Origin of the sequence: Roseobacter sp. TSBP12 (assembly GCF_009129705.1) — a bacterium.
GTDB lineage: Bacteria > Pseudomonadota > Alphaproteobacteria > Rhodobacterales > Rhodobacteraceae > Celeribacter > Celeribacter baekdonensis_A.
The window spans coordinates 44,053-67,791 of the sequence record NZ_PYIB01000002.1 but is presented as its reverse complement, the minus strand read 5'-3'; the positions used below and the strand labels follow the sequence as shown (position 1 = coordinate 67,791).

Annotated in this window: 20 protein-coding genes and 2 pseudogenes; 15 read left to right on the top strand and 7 right to left on the bottom strand. The window is 58.9% G+C overall.

What is annotated here, in order from left to right; all coding sequences use genetic code 11:
- Positions 1–819, top strand: a complete 819-nt coding sequence (locus C8029_RS00885) for a sulfotransferase family protein (RefSeq protein WP_152002046.1) — start codon at positions 1–3, stop codon at positions 817–819.
- Positions 820–916: 97 nt separating this feature from the next.
- Here C8029_RS00885 and C8029_RS00880 read toward each other — a convergent pair whose 3' ends face one another.
- Entirely contained in the window at positions 917–1,258 is a 342-nt protein-coding gene (locus tag C8029_RS00880) for a hypothetical protein (RefSeq protein ID WP_009572209.1), read from the bottom strand.
- 283 nt (positions 1,259–1,541) lie between these two features.
- Positions 1,542–2,183 carry a TetR/AcrR family transcriptional regulator gene (locus tag C8029_RS00875; protein ID WP_152002045.1) on the bottom strand — a complete coding sequence of 214 codons (642 nt, stop codon included), beginning with the start codon at positions 2,181–2,183 and terminating at the stop codon, positions 1,542–1,544.
- A 73-nt stretch (positions 2,184–2,256) separates the two neighbouring features.
- Between C8029_RS00875 and C8029_RS00870 the strand changes: the two genes are divergently transcribed.
- Positions 2,257–3,174, top strand: coding sequence for a cation diffusion facilitator family transporter (locus C8029_RS00870; RefSeq protein ID WP_152002044.1), 918 nt, complete (start codon positions 2,257–2,259; stop codon positions 3,172–3,174).
- Between the two features lie 2 nt (positions 3,175–3,176).
- Here the strand turns inward: C8029_RS00870 and C8029_RS00865 are convergent, their stop codons facing one another.
- Together C8029_RS00865 and C8029_RS00860 are read right to left on the bottom strand one after the other, a co-directional pair.
- Entirely contained in the window at positions 3,177–3,935 is a 759-nt protein-coding gene (locus C8029_RS00865) for a hydroxypyruvate isomerase family protein (RefSeq protein WP_152002043.1), read from the bottom strand.
- Entirely contained in the window at positions 3,935–4,498 is a 564-nt protein-coding gene (locus C8029_RS00860) for a DUF1285 domain-containing protein (RefSeq protein WP_009572213.1), read from the bottom strand. Before C8029_RS00860 ends, C8029_RS00865 begins: the two co-directional genes overlap by 1 nt.
- Before the next feature lie 104 nt (positions 4,499–4,602).
- Here C8029_RS00860 and C8029_RS00855 point away from each other — a divergent pair, with 104 nt between their 5' ends.
- The 5 genes and pseudogenes from C8029_RS00855 to C8029_RS00835 all read left to right on the top strand — a co-directional run bounded on the left by C8029_RS00855 (position 4,603) and on the right by C8029_RS00835 (position 12,214).
- Entirely contained in the window at positions 4,603–5,664 is a 1,062-nt protein-coding gene (locus C8029_RS00855; RefSeq protein WP_152002042.1) for an AAA family ATPase, read from the top strand.
- Complete coding sequence (locus tag C8029_RS00850) at positions 5,661–6,548, top strand: DUF58 domain-containing protein (RefSeq protein ID WP_152002041.1); 888 nt, start codon at positions 5,661–5,663, stop codon at positions 6,546–6,548. The genes C8029_RS00855 and C8029_RS00850 overlap by 4 nt, the downstream gene beginning before the upstream one ends.
- A complete protein-coding gene (locus C8029_RS00845) occupies positions 6,548–9,316 on the top strand; it encodes a DUF4159 domain-containing protein (protein WP_152002040.1) in 2,769 nt (922 codons plus the stop codon). The genes C8029_RS00850 and C8029_RS00845 overlap by 1 nt, the downstream gene beginning before the upstream one ends.
- A pseudogene (locus C8029_RS00840) lies at positions 9,313–11,393 on the top strand (hypothetical protein). Before C8029_RS00845 ends, C8029_RS00840 begins: the two are co-directional and overlap by 4 nt.
- Before the next feature lie 311 nt (positions 11,394–11,704).
- A complete protein-coding gene (locus C8029_RS00835; protein ID WP_152002039.1) occupies positions 11,705–12,214 on the top strand; it encodes a hypothetical protein in 510 nt (169 codons plus the stop codon).
- Positions 12,215–12,341: 127 nt separating this feature from the next.
- Here the strand turns inward: C8029_RS00835 and C8029_RS00830 are convergent, their stop codons facing one another.
- Entirely contained in the window at positions 12,342–13,028 is a 687-nt protein-coding gene (locus tag C8029_RS00830; RefSeq protein ID WP_009572219.1) for a DUF599 domain-containing protein, read from the bottom strand.
- 93 nt (positions 13,029–13,121) lie between these two features.
- Between C8029_RS00830 and C8029_RS00825 the strand changes: the two are divergent.
- From C8029_RS00825 to C8029_RS00805, 5 genes and pseudogenes are all read left to right on the top strand, one after another.
- Positions 13,122–14,557 (top strand): annotated as a pseudogene (locus tag C8029_RS00825) (FAD-linked oxidase C-terminal domain-containing protein).
- Positions 14,554–15,693, top strand: a complete 1,140-nt coding sequence (locus C8029_RS00820) for an FAD-binding protein (RefSeq protein ID WP_009572221.1) — start codon at positions 14,554–14,556, stop codon at positions 15,691–15,693. Before C8029_RS00825 ends, C8029_RS00820 begins: the two are co-directional and overlap by 4 nt.
- Positions 15,693–16,985: a glycolate oxidase subunit GlcF gene (glcF, locus tag C8029_RS00815; RefSeq protein ID WP_009572222.1), complete on the top strand. Its 1,293-nt coding sequence runs from the start codon at positions 15,693–15,695 to the stop codon at positions 16,983–16,985. The genes C8029_RS00820 and glcF overlap by 1 nt, the downstream gene beginning before the upstream one ends.
- 54 nt (positions 16,986–17,039) lie before the next feature.
- Positions 17,040–17,840 carry a trypsin-like serine peptidase gene (locus tag C8029_RS00810; protein WP_009572223.1) on the top strand — a complete coding sequence of 267 codons (801 nt, stop codon included), beginning with the start codon at positions 17,040–17,042 and terminating at the stop codon, positions 17,838–17,840.
- A gap of 149 nt (positions 17,841–17,989) precedes the next feature.
- Positions 17,990–18,472, top strand: coding sequence for an Hsp20 family protein (locus C8029_RS00805; RefSeq protein WP_152002038.1), 483 nt, complete (start codon positions 17,990–17,992; stop codon positions 18,470–18,472).
- Positions 18,473–18,546: 74 nt separating this feature from the next.
- On the opposite strand, the gene C8029_RS00800 is transcribed toward C8029_RS00805, so the two are convergent.
- Positions 18,547–20,709 carry an esterase-like activity of phytase family protein gene (locus C8029_RS00800; RefSeq protein WP_152002037.1) on the bottom strand — a complete coding sequence of 721 codons (2,163 nt, stop codon included), beginning with the start codon at positions 20,707–20,709 and terminating at the stop codon, positions 18,547–18,549.
- A 214-nt stretch (positions 20,710–20,923) separates the two neighbouring features.
- Between C8029_RS00800 and C8029_RS00795 the strand changes: the two genes are divergently transcribed.
- Positions 20,924–22,132: an aminotransferase-like domain-containing protein gene (locus C8029_RS00795; RefSeq protein ID WP_152002036.1), complete on the top strand. Its 1,209-nt coding sequence runs from the start codon at positions 20,924–20,926 to the stop codon at positions 22,130–22,132.
- Positions 22,133–22,187: 55 nt separating this feature from the next.
- Here the strand turns inward: C8029_RS00795 and C8029_RS00790 are convergent, their stop codons facing one another.
- Positions 22,188–22,754 (bottom strand): hypothetical protein, encoded by a 567-nt coding sequence (locus C8029_RS00790; RefSeq protein WP_152002035.1) that lies wholly within the window; start codon positions 22,752–22,754, stop codon positions 22,188–22,190.
- A 185-nt stretch (positions 22,755–22,939) separates the two neighbouring features.
- Between C8029_RS00790 and C8029_RS00785 the strand changes: the two genes are divergently transcribed.
- Both C8029_RS00785 and C8029_RS00780 read left to right on the top strand, forming a co-directional pair.
- Positions 22,940–23,338, top strand: coding sequence for a hypothetical protein (locus tag C8029_RS00785; protein WP_152002034.1), 399 nt, complete (start codon positions 22,940–22,942; stop codon positions 23,336–23,338).
- 130 nt (positions 23,339–23,468) lie between these two features.
- On the top strand, positions 23,469–23,735 hold the full coding sequence (locus tag C8029_RS00780; protein ID WP_009572229.1) for a hypothetical protein: 267 nt from the start codon (positions 23,469–23,471) through the stop codon (positions 23,733–23,735).
- Positions 23,736–23,739 lie beyond the last annotated feature (4 nt).

The window sequence follows — 23,739 nt, the reverse complement described above, 5'->3', positions numbered from 1 at the left end:
ATGGGCTTTCCCGGAACTTGGATGACAGAAAGCGAAAGTGTCGTATATCGCGTCGTCCCCAAATGCGCGTGTTCGACCATCGGACAGATCATGTTCTATTCCGATCATGGCGAGTTTTTCGATGGCGACATCCATGATAGCAAAGATCGGATGCACAAATGGGCCCAAGAGGGCAGCCAGCAGTTGATCGAAGCCAATGTGCAGGGTCACAAATCCTACGCTTTCACCTGTGTGCGCAATCCGTATACCCGTGTGCTGTCATCGTTTTTTGACAAGGTCTGCGGCATTCAACGCAATGGCAAACGCTATCGTGGCAATCTTGTCCCGCAGCTGATCCAAAAATACGGCATCGAAGTTGGCGGCGAGGACGGCAAGGACGAGTTCGATCAAATCGCTTCTTTCCGGCGGTTCCTGTTGTTTGTGCGTGATACCATCCGCTGGCGTCGGCCGATGGACCCGGACATTCACTGGTCCGCGATGGCCGGGCATGTCTCGACGTTCATCGTCAATGGCGGCACCTACGACAAGATTTTCTTTACCGAGACCTTCAACGACGGCATGCAGGACGTGCTCGATCACATCGAGACCCCGCATAAAGTCGATTTGGCCACGATCCCGCGGTTTAACGAATCCGAAGGTCACGGCCCAAAACGGCTTCACCCGGTCGAGGATTATTTCGACGATCTGTCGATGCATTTGATGTGGGAAATCTACAAAAAGGATTTCCAATTGTTCCAATACGACTTTGAAAACCCCGGCAATAAAATGCCCAAAGGCGACGTCGATCTGGACGAGGTTCACGCCAAACTTGGCGATTAAACCCACTTAAGTGCGACGTATAATTGAGACATAAAACCCCCGCCGACTCGCATCGGCGGGGGTTTATTTTGTCTGGGCCCTGCTGTGGGCGCGGAGATTATTGAACGTTGTTCACATCGCGAACGGCCAGCGTGTTGACGCCGTCGTTGGAGAGAACGACAATCGCATCAGAAATTGCCGGACGGGACAATTGCACTTTCACGTTGGTGTTTGCACCAGCGTGTACAGCTTCGGAGCCCAAAAGCGCACCGCGCTCACCGTTGTGGAAATCGTAGATGTAAACCGTGCTGTTGGTGTCAGCGCGTACCAGATCAAGGTTGACGGTCGAGGTCAGCGACTGAGCTTGGCCGGGGATGATGTAGTTCGGGCCAGCGAAAGCGGCAGAACCAGCAACGGCAACAACAGCGGCGGCAGCGAGAGTTTTGAAAGAGTTGGTCATGATAGAAGTCCTTTATCAGCGTTTCATTTAGGGGGACGCGCTGTCTGTGTGTTTTTGCGCGTCTCGATGAAATGGATATAGAGCTTGGTTTGAAATGTTTAAATGGGAACAAACATACAGGTTTTATCTATTGTGTTGTGCAAAAATGCAGATCACAATTTAGCGATATTATCGTTATTTCGCGTGAGTGTTAGGCGGTTTGGGCTAATTTTTCATAAATACGCACATATCAAGGGGTTTTTGCAAAAATGCACATACTTTGAGGGTGCGCATTAAGAACTTGTCACATTCGCCCCAAATACCCCAAAACCGCCGGATCAATCCGCCGCGCCAAGGAGTCAAAATCCGTCTCCCCGCCATGAAGTGCCGGATGGGCCATGCCAATGATGAGGTTCAAAATGTCGCCTGCGGCTTGCTCCGGTTGCGGCACTTTATGCTGGGTCAGGCACAGCGCCAAACGGGCACGGGTTTGGGACATCATGGTCAAACTGTCCGGGTCGGGTGGCAATTGCGCTTCTAAATGTTCAAGGGCGTCTGCCCGATGCGCGCGATGCACATGGTGGTGGATCACCGCCCGAACCAGCCGCGCCATGGCAAAGGACAGGCTCTTTCCAACCACAAAATCCATCGCTCGAAAAATATCGTCGCGCATCTGGGCGCGTATCTGTCGGATCAGCTCGGCGAAAATCGCCTCTTTTGAGGGGAAATATTGATAGAGAGATCCAACAGACACGCCCGCGCGATCTGCCACCGCATTTGTGGTCACCGCGTCTGCGCCTTGGGTTTCCAAAATGCGAGCCGCCGCCTCAAGGATCGCATGAACCGTGGCCTTGGAGCGTGCTTGTCGCGGTGTTTTGCGGGGCGATAGCGGGGACGTGGAGTTGGTCATGGGATGCGAGTTTCCAAAATGTGAGTAATAGCTCATGTTCGACTCAAAACCCGCCGTTGACAAGCGCGCCCTCGGGGTGTCCGCTTGCCCCAAACAGACAGGACGTCCAATGCCCCATGATCACCACAGCCATGCCGCTCATGGCCACCACCACCACATCGACCCGGAGGCGGGTGATGCGCGGATGGCGGCGGCCATCGGGGTCAATCTGCTGTTGACCGTGGCCCAAATCATTGGCGGGGTGATTTCTGGCTCCATGGCACTGATTGCCGATGCGATCCACAATCTCTCAGACGCGGTGTCTTTGGTCATCGCCTTTGGGGCCCGCAAACTGGCCCGCCGCCCGCGCGATGGGGCCATGACCTTTGGCTATGGCCGCGCCGAAGTGGTCGCCGCGATGATCAATTACATCACGCTCATGGTGATCTCCATTTACCTCTTTGCCGAAGGCGTGGCGCGGTTTTGGAACCCTCCGGAGATCGAAGGCTGGATCGTCATCATCATCGCCGGGATCGCGCTTGCCGTCGATCTGGTCACCGCAGCACTCACCTATTCCATGTCGAAGAACAGCCTCAACATCCGCGCCGCGTTTTTACACAACCTCGCGGATGCGGGCACCTCCGTGGCGGTGATTTTCGGCGGGGCGGTGATCCTGATCTACGATTGGCGCCTGATTGATCCGATCCTGACGGTGGCTATTTCACTCTATATTCTCTGGCAGGCTTTTGTGGAAATCCGCCCGGTCATCCGCATCCTGATGCTCGGCGCGCCAGACGGCACACGGGCGGACGAGGTCGCTGCGGCAATGGGCGAAGTTGAAGGCGTTGAAGACGTGCATCATGTGCATTTGTGGCAGATCGACGAACACCGCAGTTCCGTCGAGGCGCATGTGGTTGTTGCGGGTGAGACTCATGTGGTGCTGGCGCAGGTGAAGGGCCTGTTGAAAGAGCGGTTCTCCATCACCCATTCCACGCTTGAAGTCGAGGCACCGGGGCAGGGCTGTGTGCCCGGATCAGAGGTCTCATAGGGCTATTGGGCCTGACGAAACCAATCCAGCCCCTCTTCGGTGCGTTTTTTCGGGATATATTCGGCAGAGATCCAGCCCTGATAGCCGCTCGCATCCACGGCGCGGAAAAACGCCGGATAATCGACCAGACCTTTGATGGGTTCATGTCGATCCGGTGGTCCGGCGATTTGGATGTGGCGCACATAGGGGGCGTATTTGTCCCAGGCGAGCATCGCGTCGCCGGTGATGATCTGGGCGTGATAGGCATCAAATTGCAGCCCAAGGTTCAGTTCCGCCACGCTGTCCAAAACCTCAATCGCCAGATCGAAATCATCCAGGAAATACCCCGGCATGTCGATCGGATTGATCGGCTCAATCGTCAGGCTCATGGTTGGCGCCTCGGCCGCCGCCCATGCGAGGTTCTTTTTAAAAGTCTCAAGCGCGACCAGCCCCTTGGCTTTTCCGGCCATGATATGCATGTGCGCGGCACCTAGGAATTGCGCATATCTGAGTGCGCGTTTGAAATCCTTGCGGAACCGATCCTCAAGGCCGGGCACGGCGGCAAACCCACGCTCGCCGCCGGTGTAATTCGGCGGCGGCGTGTTGATCAGCACCATCTTGAGGTTCAGATCGGCCATGCGTTTGGCCACCTCGGACGCCGGTTCCTCATAGGGAAACAACACCTCAACCGCCTCAAAACCACAGGCTTTCGCCTCGGCGAACCGTTCCAAAAACGGATATTCCTTAAACAGAAAGGACAGGTTGGCGGCAAATTTTGGCATCAGCTGAGATCATCCACGGGGGCGATTGGGAAAAACACGCCCTTGGACCAGACCCCGAACATCGCCGTGCCGTCAATCTCCTGCGTGACAGCATGGTCAACAAGGCGAAAGAAGCTTTTGCGATCAATCAACGCCTCCAATCCCGCCCTGATCTCCACATAGGGCGCGGGCTCGCCGTTCCGGTCGGCAAAGCGCATCGGGTGATCGGGCCCCGCTTCGGCCTCATCCCCCACCGAGGTCTGAAAGGTCAAAACCTGATCCTGCCCTTGGCCCGAAACGGTAAAATCCACCGCCAAAAACGGTGCATCTTCAACGGTGATCCCGACTTTTTCCACCGGGGTGACCAAAAAATAGGCGTCACCTTCGCGTTTCAACACGGTTGAGAACAACCGCACCAATCCGATCCGCCCAATCGGTGTTCCCAGATAAAACCACGTCCCATCCCGCGCGATCCGCATATCCAGATCGCCACAAAACGGCGGGTCCCATTTTTCCACGGGCGGCAAACCGTGGGTTTTTGCGGCCTTGATGGCGGCGGCAATGCTTTCGGCTGAGACAGTCACGCGAAAATCCCCCTTCTGACCTCTTTGTCATTTGTGCTTTGCAGCATAGATCGCTCTAATGGCGAGAGTAAGAGTGACACGGAACGTCCCAAGAGGTGAAGCCCATGACCGAGACCGCCACCACCACAGGCCTTGTGCCCGAAGATCTTGTCACAGAAGATCTTGTCACAGAAGATCTTGTCACTGAGATCGAAGCACTGGGCGCGAAGCTGTCGGAGGCGAAATCCTCGATCACCCGCCGCTTCATCGGTCAGGAAACAGTGGTCGATCTGGTCTTGTCCGCCATGCTTTGCGGAGGCCACGCGCTTTTGTTGGGCCTGCCGGGGCTTGGCAAAACCCGCCTTGTCGACACGCTTTCGACCGTCATGGGCCTTAAAGGCGCGCGGGTACAATTCACCCCGGACCTGATGCCCGCCGACATTCTTGGCTCCGAGGTCTTGGAAACCGCCACGGACGGCAGCCGCGCGTTTCGGTTCATCGAAGGTCCGGTGTTTTGTCAGCTCCTTTTGGCCGACGAAATCAACCGCGCCAGCCCCCGCACCCAATCCGCGCTGTTGCAAGCGATGCAGGAAAAATCCGTGACCATCGCCGGGCAGCCGCATGATTTGGAGGCGCCGTTTCACGTCCTCGCCACGCAAAACCCGCTGGAACAAGAGGGCACCTATCCGTTGCCGGAGGCGCAGTTGGACCGGTTCTTGGTGCAAGTCGATGTGGCCTACCCGGACCGCGACACCGAGCGTGACATTTTGATCGCCACCACGGGCGCGATGGAGGAAGAGGCCCATGCCGTTTTCACCGCCGAGGAGTTGATCAAAGCTCAGGCGTTGCTGCGCAAGATGCCGGTGGGCGAACAGGTGGTCGAGATGATCCTTGATCTGGTGCGCGCCTGTCGTCCGCATGAACCCGAAGCCACGCCCGCGATCAACGCGTCTGTGGCGTGGGGGCCGGGACCGCGCGCCGCTCAGGCCTTGATGTTGACCATTCGCGCCCGCGCGCTTTTGGATGGTCGCCTTGCGCCCAGCCCCGAGGATGTGATCGCCATGGCCAAACCTGTGCTTATTCACCGCATGGCGATGACCTTTGCCGCCCGTGCGCGCGGCGAAGATCTGGCCTCGATCATCGACACGGTCGCCGCCACCCTGTCGGAAAATCGGTCCGCCGCGTGAGCCTTTCCCCTCCATCCTCCCTGCGCGTCCGCGCCGAAGCCCTGGCCGGCCCTTTGCCGCCGCTTCAGGCGCAGGCCGAACAGCTTGCGCGTACGCTTTTGTTGGGCGGGCATGGGCGGCGTCAGGCCGGGATGGGCGATGAGTTTTGGCAATATCGCCCGGCAGAACCCGGCGATGCGGGGCGGTCGATTGATTGGCGCCGCTCTGGCCGCTCGGACGGGCATTTCGTGCGCGAAAAGGAATGGCAATCGGCGCAGTCGGTGCATCTTTGGGCCGATCTGTCGGCCTCAATGGGCTTTGCCTCGGACAAAAACCACCCGACCAAACAGGAGCGCGCCGGGCTTTTGACCATGGCGCTGGCGATCCTTTTGATGAAGGGCGGGGAACGCGTGGCTTTGGCCTCTTTGGGTACCCCGCCACGCATCGGCGCGTTGCAATTGCGGCGCATCGCCGAAGGCTTGCGCGCTGGTCCAAGCCCAGAGGGCGCGGAATACGGCGCGCCAGACGCCACATCGTTTTTGCCCAGATCCCGCGCAGTGTTTCTGTCTGATTTCCTCGGTCCGATCGAGCCGGTTGAACGCGCCATCGGGGCGGCGGCGGATCGCGGCATCACCGGGCTGTTGTACCAAATTCTCGACCCCGCCGAAGAGGCTTTTCCCTTTCAGGGGCGCACCATTTTCACCTCGATGGCGGGCGGGTTGCGCCATGAAACCCTGCGCGCGTCCGACCTGCGCGACCGCTATCTGGACCGTCTGGCCGAACGCAAAGCCCAGCTTGCGCATCTGGCGCATCAGGCCGGATGGCGCTTTGCCACCCATCACACCAACACCCCGGCACAGCCCGCGCTTTTGTGGCTTTATGAGGGTCTGGAGGGGGCACGCTGATGTGGATTTTAGGCCCCGTAGGCTTCACCGCGCCTTGGGTTTTGCTTGGGCTTTTGGCTCTGCCGATCCTGTGGTTCGTGCTGCGCGCCGTGCCACCCGCACCGATCCGCCGCCGCTTTCCCGGTATCGCGCTTTTGCTGGGCCTTACCGATGATGAGACTGAGGCGGATCGCACGCCGTGGTGGCTTTTGCTGTTGCGCATGTTGGCGGTGGCGGCGTTGATCTTGGCCTTTGCCGGGCCGGTGTTGAACCCACGTGTGGACCGTGGCGGCACCGGGTCTTTGGTTGTCGTGATGGACGCAAGCTGGGCCTCAGCCCCTGATTGGGCCTTGCGGATCGGACGGGTGGAACAAGCGCTTGAAGAGGCTGAGGCGGGCAATCGCACCGTGTGCATTTTGACCGCCACCGACCTCTCGGCCCAGCCGTGCGACTTTCTCTCCGCCTCCGATTGGCGCGCGCGTTTGTCGGGGCTTGCGCCCGCGCCCTATGCCCCGGATATGGCCGAACTTTTGACGGCACTTGGCACGATCCAAGGTGGCTATGAAACGCTTTGGCTCTCGGATGGGTTGGACCGTTTGGGCCGCGCCGATGTCCTGACCGTCTTGGACGCAAAGGGGCCTGTGTCGGTGTTCGAAACCCCGCGCGCGCTCTATGGGTTGGGGCCGACTTCGGTCGATGAGACCGGCGTGGATCTATTGGTGCAACGGCGCGGAACGGCGGGCGAGGCTTCGGTGACCGTTTTGGCACATGGTCCGGACCCGGCGGGTGTGCCTCGGGTTTTGGCGCGCCAAGAGGTGACATTCGGCAGCGGCGAGGACGCGGTGTCCGCCCTGTTCGATTTGCCGCCTGAACTGCGCAATCGCATCACTCGGTTTGAGATCGAAGGACAGCGCTCCGCAGGCGCAATCCGTTTGGCCGATGACAGCCTCAAACGCCGCGAAGTCGGCCTTGTGACGGTGCGCGACAGCCGCGAGGGGCTTCAACTTTTGTCGCAACTGCATTACCTGCGCGCGGCGTTGAATGGCAAAGCCGATGTGATCGAAGGTGCCTTGGCTGACCTGATCCAAGCCAACCCGGATGTGATCATTCTGGCCGACATCGCCCATCTGTCCGGCGGCGAGGCGGCGCCTTTGCTGGATTGGGTCAGTGAGGGCGGGCTTTTACTGCGCTTTGCCGGGCCAAATCTCGCGGCCTCTGATGTGGCGCGCGACGCGGAAGACCCGCTTTTGCCGGTGCGCCTGCGCGCGGGCGGGCGCACGATTGGCGGCGCAATGTCATGGGGCGAGCCGAAAACCCTGCGCCCCTTTGCCGAGACCTCGCCGTTTTACGGCCTGCCCGTGCCCGAAGATGTCACCGTCTCCGCCCAAGTCATGGCGCAACCCGACCCCGATCTGGCGGTGCGGGTGATCGCGACCTTGGGCGATGGCACGCCGATGGTGACGCGTAAGCCGGTGGGGCAGGGCCAGGTGGTGTTGTTCCATGTCACCGCCAATGCCGAATGGTCCACCTTGCCGCTTTCGGGGCTGTTTGTGGCGATGCTGGATCGGCTGGCCGTGACCTCGCGGGCGGCACAGGCGGAGGCCGATGATCTGGCGGGGCAAACAGTGCAGCCCATGAAACGGCTGGATGGGTTTGGAACGTTGAGTGACGCGGCGGCGATGGTGCCCATTGAAGGGGCGGTCTTTGCCACCGCTAAGGCGTCTGCGGCCACCCCGCCAGGACTGTACCAAGCCCGCGACAGCGTTTTGGCGCTCAATGTTTTGGGGGCAGAGGATCGCCTCATTGCGACGCAATGGCCCGTGGATGTTCCCGTCACGGGCGGTCAGACCCGCAACGAACGTCCGCTGACGCCCATGCTCCTTTTGGCGGCGCTCACGCTTTTGGGGGGCGATGTGATTGCCTCGCTTTGGCTCTCTGGCCGCTTGTTTGGCGCGCGGATGGTGCCGATTTTGCTGCTCGCTCTCGCGATGCCGCTCTCCGCCCCGCGCGCCCAGGACGCGCCGGACACCCTGTCTGATCCGTTTGCTTTGGCCGCCAGTACTGAGGTGGCGTTGGCTTATGTGCGCACCGGCGATGCCCGCATCGACAGCCTGTCTGAGGCGGGTCTTGCGGGGCTGTCTGCCGTGCTCAATGCCCGCACGTCGGTGGAACCGTCGCCGCCGATGGGGGTGAGTCTCGACACCGATCCGCTTGGGTTCTTTCCGATCCTCTATTGGCCGGTGACCGCCGATCAGCCGATCCCAACGGCTGCCGCCTATATCAAACTCAACGCCTATTTGCGCACCGGGGGCATGATCTTGTTTGACACCCGTGATGCCGATGTCGCGAGCTTCGGCGCGGCGACGCCGACAGGTCTGAAACTTCAGGCTCTGGCGCGTCCGCTTGACATTCCCGCGCTCGAACACATCCCCGAAGATCATGTTCTCACCCGCACCTTTTATCTGTTACGCGAATTCCCCGGACGCCATGCCGAGGGCACAGTCTGGGTCGAAGCCTCGGCCAATGCCGAACAGGCCGAAGGCATGCCGTTTCGCAATCTCAACGACAATGTCACCCCGGTGGTGATTGGCGGTGGCGATTGGGCAGCAGCTTGGGCCGTGGATGGCACAGGCGTGCCGTTGGTCCCGGTGGGGCGCGGGTTCAATGGCGAACGTCAGCGTGAGTTGGCCTATCGCTTTGGCGTCAATTTGGTGATGTATGTGCTGACCGGCAATTACAAATCCGATCAGGTCCATGTCCCCGCCTTGTTAGACAGGTTGAGCCAATGATCCGCGATCTGATCTTTTCCCCGCATCTGCCGCTCTCCGCGCTGGCGATCCTCGCCGGGATTGCGCTGGTACTTGTGGGGTTCTCTGCCCTGCGCGGGCTGCGCGGCTGGCCCTTACGGGCAGGGGCCGCGGCGTTGATCCTGATCTATCTCGCCGGGCCCTCGCTGCAACAAGAAGAGCGTGATCCGCTGTCCGACATCGTGCTTTTGTTGGTTGATGAAAGTGCCTCGCAAGACCTCGCGGACCGCAGCACCCAAGTGGCCGAAGCCGTGGCGGGTCTCACTGCGCGCCTCAATGCCCTGCCCAACACCGAGCTGCGGATCGTGCCCTTGGGCGATGCCCCCGACAATCGCGGCACACTGTTGATGACCGCGCTCGCGGAAGCCATGGCCGACGAGCCACGCGGGCGTTTGGCCGGGGCGATTATGGTCTCGGATGGACAACTGCATGATGTGGAACTGGCCCCGGATTTCCCGGCGCCGCTGCACCTGTTGCTTACTGGCGCGCCGACCGATTGGGATCGTCGCCTGATCGTGGAAAACGCGCCCAGCTTTGCTATTCTGGACGAAGAGGTCACTCTGACCCTTAAAGTCGAGGACCAAGGCGCCGTGCCCGCCTCCATTGGCAACACCACTCCGCTGATCGTGTCGATTGACGGCGGTGACGCGCAGGAATTCACCATCCCCGTCGGGCGCGCCATCGACGTGCCGCTGACCTTGGCACATGGCGGGATGAATGTGATCCAATTCACCCTGCCCGAAGCCGCCGGTGAGTTGACCACGCGCAACAATGCCGCGATGGTTCAAATCAATGGCGTGCGGGATCGTCTGCGCGTGCTTTTGGTGTCGGGCGAGCCGCATAATGGCGAACGCACATGGCGCAACCTGTTGAAATCGGACCCCTCTGTCGATCTCGTGCATTTCACCATTTTGCGCCCACCGTCCAAACAAGACGGGGTTCCGGTCACCGAACTGTCGCTTATTGCCTTTCCAACCCGCGAATTGTTCATGGAAAAGGTCGATGATTTCGACCTGATCATCTTTGACCGCTACAAATTGCGTGGCATCCTTCCGCCCTCCTATCTGGACAACATCGCCCGCTATGTCGAAGACGGCGGGGCGGTTTTGTTTGCTGCTGGACCCGATTTTGCCAGTGCCGACAGTCTGTATCGCTCGCCCTTGGCGCGGATCATTCCGCTGGCGCCCTCGGGGCGGATTTATGAGCAGGGCTATCAACCGCGCCTGACCGATATCGGCGCGCGCCATCCGGTCACCGAGGGCCTTGGCGGGTTGCGTGTTGCCACGGATGCGCCGGAGTGGGGCCGCTGGTTCCGGCAAATCGACCTTGATCCTGGCACGGAAACGGGACCGGATGCGCCCGAGGTGGTGATGTCTGGTGTCGACGATCGTCCACTTTTGGTGCTGGATCGGGTCGGTGAGGGCCGGGTGGCTGTGCTGGCCTCCGATCATGCGTGGCTTTGGACCCGCGGGATCGAGGGTGGCGGGCCGCAGCTCGAATTGTTACGGCGTTTGGCGCATTGGATGATGAAAGAACCGGAGCTTGAGGAAGAGGCGTTGACCGCCACCTCTGACGGTGCGAGTTTGACCATTACCCGGCGCAGCTGTCTGATAGCGACCATGAGGTCACCATTGAGGCCCCGGATGGCACCACCGTGACCGTGCCGATGGAAGAGGTCAGCCCGGGGCGGTTTATGGCCCAGCATCAAGGCGCTGAGATGGGGCTCTATCGTCTCACGGAAGGTGATCAGGAGGCGGTGATGGTCTTGGGGCCCGCAGCGCCGCGTGAGTTTGAAGAAACCATCGCGACGGGAGCTAAACTGGCCCCTGTCATTGCCGCGACCAAAGGCGGCGTCATGGCGCTTTCGAATGGACTCCCGATGATCCGCACCGTGGCCGAGGGCCGTGTGGCGGCGGGAAGAGGCTGGATCGGCGTGACCCCGCGCGCGGCGTTTGTCACCCAATCCACCCGTCTGACGCCACTGTTCCCCGGCTGGCTTTGGCTGGTGATCTTGGCCGGATTGACCGTTTGGGCGTGGTTACGCGAAGGGCGGCGGTGAGGCGACTATCGCAGGTCGCGCCCCTTTGGCACAAGGCGGCGATTTGCGGGCGGCACTTGGGGGGCACTTTGTGCTCCAAAGCCACCACATTCGCCACGCAGGGTGTGAAGGTTTGCGGTGCGGGACTTTGCGGACCTTTAGCCGTTTACATTGATTGCAGAAGAAAGCGCGGAGATTTCCTTGGCTTGAGTTCTCGCTGCTGACGCCTTGACCTAAGGAAGTTCTTGAAGGACAGATGGCCTATGAGGTTCTGTTTAATAGCATCCTTGTGGCTTTGCGTTATCGCACGTGCCGCGTCGGCAGAGATTCCAATGCCCTTTCGTAGTGGTGCCGCTTTCCTCGGTGCTGAGAACGTAGTTTTATGTTCAGATTTTGCGGAACTGAACGCACCGCGCCTATCTCTGTTTCTTAGTGAATTGGGGGGTGAGGTCGCTGCCGCGAGAGTTCTGGATGGCCCTGCTTTGCTTTCTAAAGCCGAAGGTTTCAATGTCTTATTTGTTGTTTCTGGGACTGAGGCATTAGAGGGTACAAAGGAATGTGCGCTCGCCACTGCACCTTATGGTAAGGCCATAGCCGCCGAAATGAATGATACTGTTCAAAGACTTTTGAGTGGTTTCGAGCATCCCAACCCGACAATAAATGCCGCTCTCGGTCCCACAGATTGGTTGAGCTCCTATTACTACCACGAAAGTGAGAACTGGATCACTGTCGTTGTTGTAATGCGAACCCCATCGGCGCACCAAATAGACCACACAATGATACGGCTGTTCGACCAGCCGGAAGACATCTGTGTGCACAATCTGGCGTGCCTAAGTAGGTAGATATGGGCTCATTCCAGACCTTCGCCGCATCATTCACGAACAGGGCTCTTCCTTATTTGCATCGGGATTTGTGTGTTCTGTGCGCCCATTCGGCTTGCTCTAAGGTGAACACGTCTCAGAAAAGGCATCAACCTTCGTCGCGCAGTAAAATTTCGCGGGAGGTGGAGGCGAATTCGCGTCGCAGCAGGATGAACAGGGTGAGCGTTGTGCTCACCAGCAAGCCGACCGGGCCAAGCAGCCATCCAAGCGAGCCAAGCGCGAAATAAATGCCGCGCAAGCCACCGTTAAAGGCGCGGGCCGCTGTGATGTTCAAATCCCCCGCCTTTTGCGCGCGGGGCAGGGCCAAGGGGTCGTTTTTGTCATTCGGCACCGAAGCCATGACCACGCCGCAATAGCCAAACAGCCGGTTGGACCAGATGAATTTTAAAAAGGCGCTGGTGATGAACAGCAGGGCCAACAGAATTTTAACTTCCCAAATGATTTCAGGCGCATCGAGAGCGAGGTTTTGGGCCACGTCACTCAATTTTTTCGCGTTCGAGATCGCCGCCAAGCCACCGCCGATGGCGATCAGACAGGCGGAGGCAAAAAACGATGTGCCCTCGCGCAGGGTGCCTAAAATCGTTGCGTCAAAAATCCGTGGCTGGCGGGTGATCATCTGGATCATCCATTGTTTTCGGTAATTGGCCACCAAAACAGAGGTCGAGATACGCGATCCCAACGGGCGTTCGATGACATAGCCAATCCCGAACCACGCCAACAGCAAATAGCCGACGGCGAGGGCATCGAGGGACGTGAAAAATTTGAGATGATCCATGAGTTCCATATCATAGCAATACGCAAACCATGTAGACTTGTCATTCTGGTAAATTGGTTATAAAAAGTTACCAATGAAAGCGAGGAGATCACAATGGACATGCCGACCCCCAATCCCGACCTCCTTGCGCAAAAGCCAAAACTTGTGGCGCAACTGCGCGCGGTTCTGCCGTCTGACGCGGTGATCGACGCGCCCGAAGAAGTGCGGGCCTATGAATGTGATGCGCTGACCGCCTATCGTTGCGCGCCTTTGGTGGCGGTGTTGCCGAGCACGACCGAAGAGGTGGCCGCCATCCTGCGCATCTGTCACCAGATGGGCGTGCCCGTGGTGCCGCGTGGATCGGGGACCTCGCTTGCGGGGGGCGCTTTGCCGACGGCGGATTGCGTGATCCTTGGGGTGGCGCGGCTGCGTGAGGTGATTGAGATCAACACCAGCGACCGCTACATCCGGGTGCAAACGGGCATGACCAATCTCTCGGTCACCGCCGCGGTCGAAAGCGACGGATTTTTCTACGCCCCCGATCCCTCAAGCCAATTGGCCTGTGCCATTGCCGGCAACATCGCGATGAATTCCGGCGGCGCGCATTGCCTCAAATATGGGGTGACGACGAACAATCTTTTGGGCGTCACCCTGGTTTTGGCCGATGGTGAGGTGGTCGAGATCGGCGGCGCACATATGGATGCGGGCGGGCTTGACCTTTTGGGGGTGATTTGCGGCTCCGAAGGGCAGCTTGGGGTCGTCACCGAGGCGACTCTGCGTATTTTACCAAACCCGAAGGCGCGCGTCCGGTGTTGATCGGATTTGACAGCAACGAGGTTGCGGGGGCCTGTGTGGCCGACATCATCAAATCGGGTCTGATCCCGGTGGCGATTGAGTTTATGGACCGTCCGATCATCCGCGCCACGGAATCCTTTGCCGGGGCGGGTTACCCCGATTGCGAGGCGCTTTTGATCGTCGAGGTCGAAGGATCGCCACAAGAAATCGCGGACCAACTGGCCCGCATCACCACCATCGCCAAACGCCACAATCCGGTTGAAATTCGCGAAAGCCAAGGCCCGGAGGAAAGCGCACGGATTTGGTTGGGGCGCAAATCCGCCTTTGGCGCGATGGGGCAGATGGGCGATTATATTTGCCTTGATGGCACGATCCCGGTGGGTGCGCTGCCCACTGTGCTCAAACGCATCGGGGAGCTGTCCGAGGCCGCAGGGCATATGGTCGGCAATGTGTTTCATGCGGGCGACGGCAATATGCACCCGCTGATCCTGTTCGACGCGAACGAGCCCGGCCAATTGGAAAGCGCTGAGGCGTTGGGCGCGGATATTTTGAAGCTCTGCGTCGATGTGGGCGGCTGTTTGACCGGAGAGCATGGCGTGGGGGTTGAGAAACGCGATCTGATGACCCATCAATTTTCCCCCGCCGATCTTGAGGCGCAAATGGCGGTGAAGGATGTATTTGATCCGACGTGGATTTTGAACCCGGCGAAGGTTTTCCCGCTTGCTGTGAGCGCGGGTCGGAGGGGTGCGCAATGAGTATTATGGCCACGGTAAAAGACATATCCTGCGACAGTGAAGCGCAGCTTGCCGATATGATCCGCACGGGCGGGCCGTTTGTGGTCACGGGCGGCGGGACAAGCCGGATTGGGCTGGCTGAGGGAGATCGGTTGCTTTGGACCGGCGCGCAGTTTGACTATGATCCGGGGGCTCTGACGCTTGTGGTGTCGGCTGGGATGGCTGTGGATGCGGTGAGCGCACGGCTTGCAGAAGAGCATCAAAGATTGGCGTTTGAGCCGCCTGATTTAGGGCCGCTACTTGGACGCGACGGGGCGCGCAGCATCGGCGGGATGGTGGCGACCAATGCCTCTGGCCCGCGCCGGGTGGCGGTTGGCGCCTGTCGCGATGCCTGTCTCGGTGTGCGCTTTGTCGATGGTCGCGGCAAGATCGTCAAGAACGGAGGGCGGGTGATGAAAAATGTCACCGGGCTTGATCTGGTGAAGCTGATGGCGGGCAGCCAAGGCACGCTAGGGGTCTTGACCGAAGTGAGCCTCAAGACCCAGCCGATCCCGGAAACCACCGCGACGTTGATCTTTGAAGGTCAAACGGAGGTGGAGGCGGTCAACACGATGTCGCGTGCTTTGGGCACGCCTTTTGACATTACGGGTGCGGCGCATCTCCGCCAAGTGGCGGATGGCACGCCCGCGCGCACGCTTTTGCGGCTCGAAGGGATTGAAAGCGCGGTGCGCTACCGGGTGGAGGCATTGCAACAACGGCTGTCTGATCTGGGTGAGGCTGCCGTAGAGTGGGAGGCCGCGCAGAGTGAGGCGACATGGCGCGCGATCCGCGATGTGACGCGGTTTGTCGGCGTGCCCGGCGATGTGTGGCGGCTGTCGGTGACGCCGTCTGAGGCACCGGGTTTGGTGGCCGCAATCGCACCTTTGGATGTGATTTATGATTGGGGCGGCGGTCGGCTTTGGCTTTTGATGTCTGCGGGCACGGATGTGCGCGCCAAGATGGGCAAAGGTCACGCCACTTTGGTGCGCGCCAGCGACGAGACCAAGCGCGCGCTTGGCGTGTTCCCGCCGGAAAACAGACTCGTTGCGCAGTTGTCCAAGGGGCTGCGTCAAAAATTCGATCCAGAACAGAAATTTAACCCTGGGATGATGGGCTGATGCAGACGAATTTTACTCCCGAACAGCTCACCGATCCCGGTATTGCGCGCGCCAATGAGATCTTGCGGTCCTGTGTGCATTGCGGGTTTTGCACCGCGACATGTCCAACCTATGCGGTCTTAGGCGATGAACTAGACAGCCCACGCGGGCGGATTTATCTGATCAAGGATATGTTGGAAAATGACCGGCCCGCCGACGCGCGCACGGTCAAACATTTGGATCGTTGCCTGTCCTGTCTGGCCTGCATGACGACCTGCCCGTCGGGGGTGCATTACATGCATCTGATTGATCACGCGCGCGTGCATGTTGAGAAAACCTACAAACGCCCGATGATGGATCGGCTGCTGCGCTGGACCTTGGCGCGGATCATTCCCTATCCGAACCGGTTTCGCATCGCGCTTTTGGGGGCCAAAATTGCCAAGCCTTTGCGGCATCTTGTGCCCGATCCGCGCCTGAAAGCGATGTTGGAGATGGCCCCGAAGGTCATTCCGCCAGTGTCGCGCAATGACGATGCACAGGTGTTCCCGGCGAAAGGCCCACGTAAAATGCGGGTGGCTTTGATGACGGGTTGTGCGCAAAAGGCGCTTGATACCGATATCAACGACGCCACCATCCGGCTGTTGACCCGGTTCGGCTGTGACGTCGTCGTGGCCAAAGGTGCTGGCTGTTGTGGTGCGCTGACCCATCACATGGGTAAAGAGGCGGAGAGCCACAGTGCTGCGGCCAAAAACATCCGCGCTTGGATGGCGGAAATCGTGGGCGAGGGCTTGGATGCGATTGTGATCAACACCTCGGGCTGTGGCACTACGGTGAAGGACTACGGCCATATGTTTCGCGGCTCTGGGATGGCGGAAGACGCGGCTCAGATCGCCGCTTTGGCCAAAGATGTCTCCGAAGTTTTGATGCAACTCGACCTGCCCGCGGGCAAACAGGAGTTGAAAGTCGCCTACCACGCCGCCTGTTCGCTGCAACACGGCCAACAGATCAAAACCTATCCCAAGGACCTTTTGAAACGGGTGGGATTCGAGGTGGTTGAGCCACGCGATGGCCATTTATGTTGCGGATCTGCAGGCACCTACAACCTTTTGCAGCCCGAAATTTCAAAAAATTTGAAAGCCCGAAAAATAAAAACTTTGTCGGAGAAGACACCAGATGTCGTGGCTGCAGGCAATATCGGCTGCATGATACAGTTGGGATCAGGCATAGATGTGCCGGTGGTTCACACGGTTGAATTGCTTGATTGGGCAACAGGTGGCCAAAAACCGCCCAAATTGTTCTCGAATCGGCCATAATCCCGCCCTGAAGTCCCATTACCGCTGGGGGGCGAACAGGGAATGGGACCTACAATGAAATATTTGCTCACCGTCGTCTTTCTGCTCCTCTCGTTGGGGCAGGCACAGGCCGATAGCGCGCTCAAGGCCTTTCGGACCGGGGACGACAGTCGCGGATGGGAAGCCGTCGGGCGTCTCGATTTCGCCGGGCGCAGCTTTTGCACCGGCTCTTTGATCACCGAAACTTTGGTGCTGACGGCGGCGCATTGCATGTTTGACATCTATTCGCACAAACCCCACGCACCCAGTGACGTGACCTTTAAGGCCGGGTGGCGCAATGGCTCGGCTCAGGCCTACCGCACGGCTCGTGCCATCTATGTCCACCCCAGCTTTTCGATTTCCACCGGAGATCGCCATGATCGTCTGGTCAATGACATCGCTCTGATCGAATTGGACCGCCCGGTGCGTGATGGCTCTGTGCAGCCCTTTCCAACCGCTGCGCGTCCTGAAAAAGGCCAGGCCGTGGGCGTGGTTTCCTATGCCCATGACCGGGCCGAAACCCCGTCCTTGCAGGCGAGCTGTCTTGTGATGGCGCGTCAGGGGGGCGTTTTGGTGACCTCTTGCGATGTTGATTTCGGCTCCTCCGGTGCGCCGATTTTTGACATGACCGGTTCGCGCCCGCGCATCGTTTCGGTGATCTCCGCCAAGGCGCGATATCACGGCCAAAAGGTTTCGGTTGGCACGTCGCTTGACGGCTCCTTGGGCGATCTTTTGAAACTGGCCGCTACCGGAAAAAGCAGCTTTAAAAAGGTCGACGCTGGCCCGTTGCCCGAGTTGACGGACACCGAATTTGTGGTCGGTGTGGCCGGGCATTGAGCGAGCATTGAGCCACCTCTTGAAACCTCTTTCCCCCATCCCCAAATTTACAGGGTCGGACGCCTAGATAGGGTCCGGCCCTTCGCCTGTCCTGCCCAATTGGGCGTGTGGAAGGCTTAACATTTGGATTCGCTCACTGGAGGATACCCATGCGTAACTTTGATCTTGCCCCGCTGTACCGGGCCACTGTCGGCTTTGACCAAATCGCGGATATGATGGACCGCGTTCTGACCCAAGAGGTCACTCAGCCAAGCTACCCGCCTTATAACATTGAAAAAACCGCTGATGATGCTTGGCGTATTTCGCTGGCCGTTGCCGGGTTTTCAACCGAAGACATCGCCATTGAACAGCGCCATAACGCGTTGATCATCGCCGCGCGCAAAGCCGATGGTGAGGACGAAAAGTCCAAAACCTATCTGCATCGCGGCATCGCCACCCGCGCCTTTGAGCGTCGGTTCCAGCTTGCCGATCACGTCAAGGTGACGGGCGCGTCGCATGTGAATGGCATGTTGCACATCGAGCTTCAGCGCGAAGTGCCAGAGGCGCTTAAACCGCGTCAGATCGAGATCACCGGCCCCAATACGGTGGAGACCAAGGTGATTGAAACCGCGCCGGAGACTGTCGAGGTCTAATCGACTTCCTGGTCTACATCCTCAAACAAAAACGCCCGCCATTTGGCGGGCGTTTCCATGTTTTTCAGGGCAGATTACATCTTGCCGATGGACCAGAAGAAGGTCTCACCCGAGCTGTCATCCACACCGTCATTATCGGTGGAGACAAACATCTCGCCGTCTTTGGTGATGGCAAGGCCTTCGACCTTATCCACCACATAGCCGCCAAAGGATTTCAGGTCCGGGATCAGGTCGCGAACTTCTTCTTTCGACACAACTGGAAGCTCAGAGCCAAGCGGCGCAGGCACCATTTCAGAGGCCGGGATGCGGTAGATCTTTTTGATCTTGGCATCGGCGCCGATCTGATTGTCACGCTCGATGACGTAGAAGTAATCACCATAGGCCACGAGGTCAGACAGACCAACCCAGCCCGTGCCCGGGGTCGCCAGCGGATAGGACACAGCGCCCCATTCCTCGGTCTCAAGGTTATAGGCGACCAGTTTCACGCTGTGCTTGGCGTCGTCTTTCCATTCGCGCTGAACCGGCATCCAAAGCGTGTCACCAACCTTGGTGATGCCTTCAAAGCCAAAACGGGTCTCAACGTTCAGCAACTCAGCCGGCAGGCCGATCTCTTTTTTGATCTCGCCCTTGGCGTTCACATTGTAAATCGCATGGGGGGTGACGCGGTCTGTGCGGCCTTCGGACGCAACCCAGAAGCCGCCTTTGCCGTCCAGCGTGATGCCTTCCATGTCGAGTTTCTGCGCCGCATCGCCATTGGCACGGGTCACGCGGATCGCATCGACGATTTTCGCCGGTTTGGCCGACGGGTCGATTTTGAAAATGGTCGGCTGATAGCCATAAAAGCTGTCGTTGACGGCGTAGATCATGCCGTCTTCATCCGCGACCATGCCAGAGATTGCGCCCCAGCCGGTCAATCCGTCCATGCCTTCAGAGGTCAGCGTCGGGTACTGAGCCGGAGCGTCTTGCAACTCATAGACCATGACATGCGACCGCACGCCGCCGTCTTCGATCAGATCGGCTTCGTTGGCGGTCACAAACAGATTGCGCGACGGGATGGCGATCACGCCTTCGGGCGCGATACCGGAGGGCAGGAGTTGCTTGAACACCGGGTTGGCCGCATCGGTCACATCATAGACGGACACGGTCGAGGCGCGCTCGGCCAGAATGAAAGCGTAGGTTTTGTCACCGAATGTGGCGACTTCCATGCCCTCAGGTTCCGCGCCTTTGGCGTCGGAGCGTTTGTCCGGGTAATGGCCGGATTGAATGATCGGCGTTTCAAATTCGGAGTTCGATTCCCACACCAATGCGCCATCTTTTTTGAACACGGTGACAGAGCGCGAACCGCCGTCCATGTCGCCTTCGTTGGCAATCATGAAGTGATCGTCGTCGAGCCACTGAACCCCATCGGGTTCGCGCAGGCGGCCCATTTGTTCGCCGGTGAAATCAAGCGAGGCGCGCTCGTCTTCGGTATCAATGCGGACCAGATCGACAGTGCCAGCCGGGAAGTGTGAGATCACCGCACCATTGGCGTCGATCACAACCATTTCGTTGTTTTCTTGCATCGTGACGACGGTTTCGTTCAACCCGTTCACGTCAACAAACTCGGGCTCGGGATCGTCAGCGCCGATTTCGGCGAGACCTGTCACATCGGTGGTTTTCAGAGTGGCACAGTCGGCCAGATCATCCGCGACGGAGACCATCGACACCCAACCCGCGGGCATTTGACCGATGCGGCCATCGCCTGCGTCTTCGTCGCGCTCGTTCTCGATCGCGATGACAACAAAGCTGCCAGCTGCATCATGTGCAGTCGAATCCGGCTGGCCGCCCAGATCACAGGTGCCGGTGATGGAGCCGTCGGCCATGTTCACGGAGACCAGTTTGCCCGAGGGTTTGACATAGCTCTCAGAGGTGTTGACGGCGACAAAGGCGGTGTTGCCGATCACGGTCACGGAGGTCGGTTCGCCGCCCATGTCGACATTGCCTCTGGCAACCGGGTTTTTCGGGTCGGTGATGTCGATCAATCCGATCACGCCCAAGGGGCTGTCGGTGTAAACAAGCGTCATGCCGTCCTCGGAGGCACCGATGATTTCGGCGGAGGTGGGGCGGGCGCGATCTTCGCCCTCGGCCATATTGTCCGGCGTGGCAAAAGATGCGATGCGGTTGAAATTCATCTCGGCATTGGCCGCAGTCGTGCAGAGCGCAAGACCGGAGGCCGCCAGCAACAGGTGCTTTTTCATCATATATCCCTCGGGGTTTTCGTTCCCACGCGGTGTGGCGCGCCTTGGTATCGTGTTCGTGACGTTTGTATTTCAGTTTTGTGAAACGCGACTCTGACCCTGCGCTGTGCATGGATGCGTCCCTGTGCTGTGCGTGAATGCGGATCACTATTCATGTCAGCGGTGTTGACTTAAATGCAGCGGAGAGCGAGATACAAAGCAATGGAGGTCCCTCATGAGTCTGTCATCGCTTTTCGCCAATCGCACATCCCGGATGAAAGCCTCGGAAATCCGCGAGCTTTTGAAGCTTTTGGATCAGCCCGATGTTATTTCTTTTGCCGGGGGCATCCCCGATCCGGCCTATTTTCCGCGCGACGCCTTTGCGGCGGCGATGGCCAAGGCCACCGATGTGCATGCGGCGGGGGTTTCGCTGCAATACGCCACCTCTGAGGGCTATACGCCGCTGCGCGATTGGATCGTGGGCTATATGGCGCGGCTTGGCGTGACGTGCGAACGCGACAACATCCTGATCACCGCCGGATCGCAACAGGCGTTGGATTATCTTGGCAAAGTGTTCCTCGACAAGGATGACACGGTGATGGTCGGCTGGCCGACCTATCTGGGCGCACTTGGCGCGTTTAATGCCTATGAACCGCTCTATGATCGACTTGACCCGGCCGACAACCGCAGGCCGCAAGACATCCTTGCGGCCGCCGAGCAGAACGGTGGCAAAGTCAAATTTTCCTATCTGTCGCCGGATTTCGCCAACCCCACCGGAGTGACGCTTTCCGTTGAAGACCGCCGGGCGATTTTGGCACAGGCACAGGCGTTGGATTGCGCCATTGTCGAAGACGCCGCCTACCAATCGCTGCGCTATTCCGGCGAAGATCTCCCGCCGATCCTGGCGCTTGAGATGCAAGAGACCGGCGACATCAACGCGTGCCGCACGATTTATCTTGGCTCCTTTTCCAAAACCCTCGCCCCCGGTTTGCGGGTCGGCTGGGCCGTGGCGGCCAAGCCTGTCATTTCGCAATTGGTGCTGACCAAACAGGCGGCGGACCTGCAAACCGCAACGATCAACCAGATCGCTGTCGCCGAAGTGGCGCGGGCGGTGTTTGACACCCATGTCGACACTTTGCGCAGCGTTTACGGCACGCGGCTTCAGGCGATGCTGACATCGCTTTCGACGCATATGCCCGAAGGCGTGTCCTGGACTGAACCTGCGGGTGGGATGTTTGTCTGGGTCACTTTACCGGAGGGCATGGATGGGGCCGAGCTGTTGAAACAGGCGTTGCAGGCCAATGTGGCCTTTGTGCCGGGGGCTGCGTTTTTCGCTGATGGCTCAAACACCAACACGCTGCGGCTGAATTTCTCGATGTCGGCTCCGGCCAAAATTGAACAGGGCATCGCGCACCTCGCTCAGGTTATTCGAGCGCAGATGTAAGGCAGAGTGAGGCGGTGCAATCCCGCCTCAACTCTAAGTCTTATGATCGCAAATCTCAGTAGCCGAACCGGCCCAGATCGCGAAAATTGATCTGTTCAAGAAGCGGAACGATCACATCTTGTTCGCCGCCTTCCACCTGAACCAAAACGCGCCCTTCGATCAGCGCCGACACTGTGCCGTCCTGATCGACGAATTTTTCGCGCCCCACGCGGATGGTTTTCAGGCCCATCGCCCCGGCGTTTTGCAGCATCCCGCCCATCATCCCGATCATCGGGCTGTCGACGACGATGGTCATGGTAAACTCTTCTCCCGCGTCATTGAAATAGCGTTTCGCCGCTGCCGTGCCGCCGCCCATCATGGCAAAGCCCGCCACCGTGTCGGCGTCGTCTTCCATGGTCCACCCGTCAGGCGCGGCGGGGAAAAAGTCGGACAAGGCGCCCGTTTGCATCTCTTTGAGCAACTGTTTGGCATAGTCGAGTTCGTCAATGGCATAGCTGACATCGCCCTCGCCATAGGCTTTCAGTGCGCTTTCAAGCGTGTCTGTGACCTCGTCGGCAAAAGCGGCGGTGGTCATGGTGGTGAGCAAGGCCGTGGTCGTGAGCATTCTCGTGAAACGGTACATAATGGTCCCTCCAGCAAACAATGTATAAAGCTAAGCGTCTCCCTTGGCTTCGGGCAAGGGGGAAGAATAAGGCGCAGGCGTCAGTTCTGATCGGTCCAGACAGTTCAGACATCCATTTTTTGTTTGCGACTGTTGGGTTAGGTTTGTGCACCGGACCATGGCGCGATGAGCAAGAGGAGAGACAGATGGGTCATTTGGGTGAAAGCGGCGGGTTTTTTGTCGCTGTTGCGCTGCCTGTGGTGCTGATCGGCGCTGCGGCACTGACGATTCCTTTTGTGGTGACACCGAAAGGGACGCGCTCACAGCGGCGTTTGTTTCTTTCGGTTCTGATGAGCGCTCTTCTCCTGTTTGGGCTCAGTGCTGTGCTGTTTGCGGTGCTCTATCAGGCGGAGGGCAAACCGCTTTGGCAGGTTTTCCCACAGCAACCGCAACAGGTATGTGCCTTTTTGGCCCGCCGCGCCGTGCTTGCCACCCTTGTCTGGGGGCCGCTGATGCTTTTGGCTTGGCTGAGCCTCGCGCGCCGAATTGAACGGATCAAGGCCGAGGAGGGGATGCGCCTCCACCCCATGGACGACGCATCGTAACGGTAGGTGCCTGACCGGCACAGGATCAAAGCCCCTCGCGCTTTTATCGGAAGCCCGCTAAACAGAACCTTGAATATGGGCTGCACGGCACTGTGCCGGATTGGCGACCCCTCAGACAGGAGAGACAAACATGCTTGGTTTCCTGCGCTTCTTGGTGATCGGTTTCGTGCTTTTGAGCGTGCTTTACGGCCTTTTGATCATTTACGTCCGCTCGCTGACCCGCGAAAGATTAGAGGACGAATGGGCGGAGGAGGGTTCCATTGGCGACAGGGACGCTTATGTGGAGGAGGGGATCAAAGAGTATGAGCGCTCGTTTCGGCCAAAGCTGTTGCTGCTCGTCTATATCCTGCCGCTGATTGCCTTTTGCGTGATCTTCTATGTGACCAATTTTATGTAAGGAC

Coding starts and splice junctions, on each gene's coding strand:
- C8029_RS00805 (WP_152002038.1), top strand. CDS start 17,990: ATGCGTAACTTTGATCTTGCCCCGCTGTACCGGGCCACTGTCGGCTTT.
- glcF (WP_009572222.1), top strand. CDS start 15,693: ATGCAGACGAATTTTACTCCCGAACAGCTCACCGATCCCGGTATTGCG.
- C8029_RS00835 (WP_152002039.1), top strand. CDS start 11,705: ATGCCCTTTCGTAGTGGTGCCGCTTTCCTCGGTGCTGAGAACGTAGTT.
- C8029_RS00865 (WP_152002043.1), bottom strand. CDS start 3,935: ATGCCAAAATTTGCCGCCAACCTGTCCTTTCTGTTTAAGGAATATCCG.
- C8029_RS00855 (WP_152002042.1), top strand. CDS start 4,603: ATGACCGAGACCGCCACCACCACAGGCCTTGTGCCCGAAGATCTTGTC.
- C8029_RS00810 (WP_009572223.1), top strand. CDS start 17,040: ATGAAATATTTGCTCACCGTCGTCTTTCTGCTCCTCTCGTTGGGGCAG.
- C8029_RS00880 (WP_009572209.1), bottom strand. CDS start 1,258: ATGACCAACTCTTTCAAAACTCTCGCTGCCGCCGCTGTTGTTGCCGTT.
- C8029_RS00830 (WP_009572219.1), bottom strand. CDS start 13,028: ATGGATCATCTCAAATTTTTCACGTCCCTCGATGCCCTCGCCGTCGGC.
- C8029_RS00875 (WP_152002045.1), bottom strand. CDS start 2,183: ATGAGCTATTACTCACATTTTGGAAACTCGCATCCCATGACCAACTCC.
- C8029_RS00820 (WP_009572221.1), top strand. CDS start 14,554: ATGAGTATTATGGCCACGGTAAAAGACATATCCTGCGACAGTGAAGCG.
- C8029_RS00885 (WP_152002046.1), top strand. CDS start 1: ATGGGCTTTCCCGGAACTTGGATGACAGAAAGCGAAAGTGTCGTATAT.
- C8029_RS00800 (WP_152002037.1), bottom strand. CDS start 20,709: ATGAAAAAGCACCTGTTGCTGGCGGCCTCCGGTCTTGCGCTCTGCACG.
- C8029_RS00795 (WP_152002036.1), top strand. CDS start 20,924: ATGAGTCTGTCATCGCTTTTCGCCAATCGCACATCCCGGATGAAAGCC.
- C8029_RS00845 (WP_152002040.1), top strand. CDS start 6,548: ATGTGGATTTTAGGCCCCGTAGGCTTCACCGCGCCTTGGGTTTTGCTT.
- C8029_RS00870 (WP_152002044.1), top strand. CDS start 2,257: ATGCCCCATGATCACCACAGCCATGCCGCTCATGGCCACCACCACCAC.
- C8029_RS00785 (WP_152002034.1), top strand. CDS start 22,940: ATGGGTCATTTGGGTGAAAGCGGCGGGTTTTTTGTCGCTGTTGCGCTG.
- C8029_RS00780 (WP_009572229.1), top strand. CDS start 23,469: ATGCTTGGTTTCCTGCGCTTCTTGGTGATCGGTTTCGTGCTTTTGAGC.
- C8029_RS00790 (WP_152002035.1), bottom strand. CDS start 22,754: ATGTACCGTTTCACGAGAATGCTCACGACCACGGCCTTGCTCACCACC.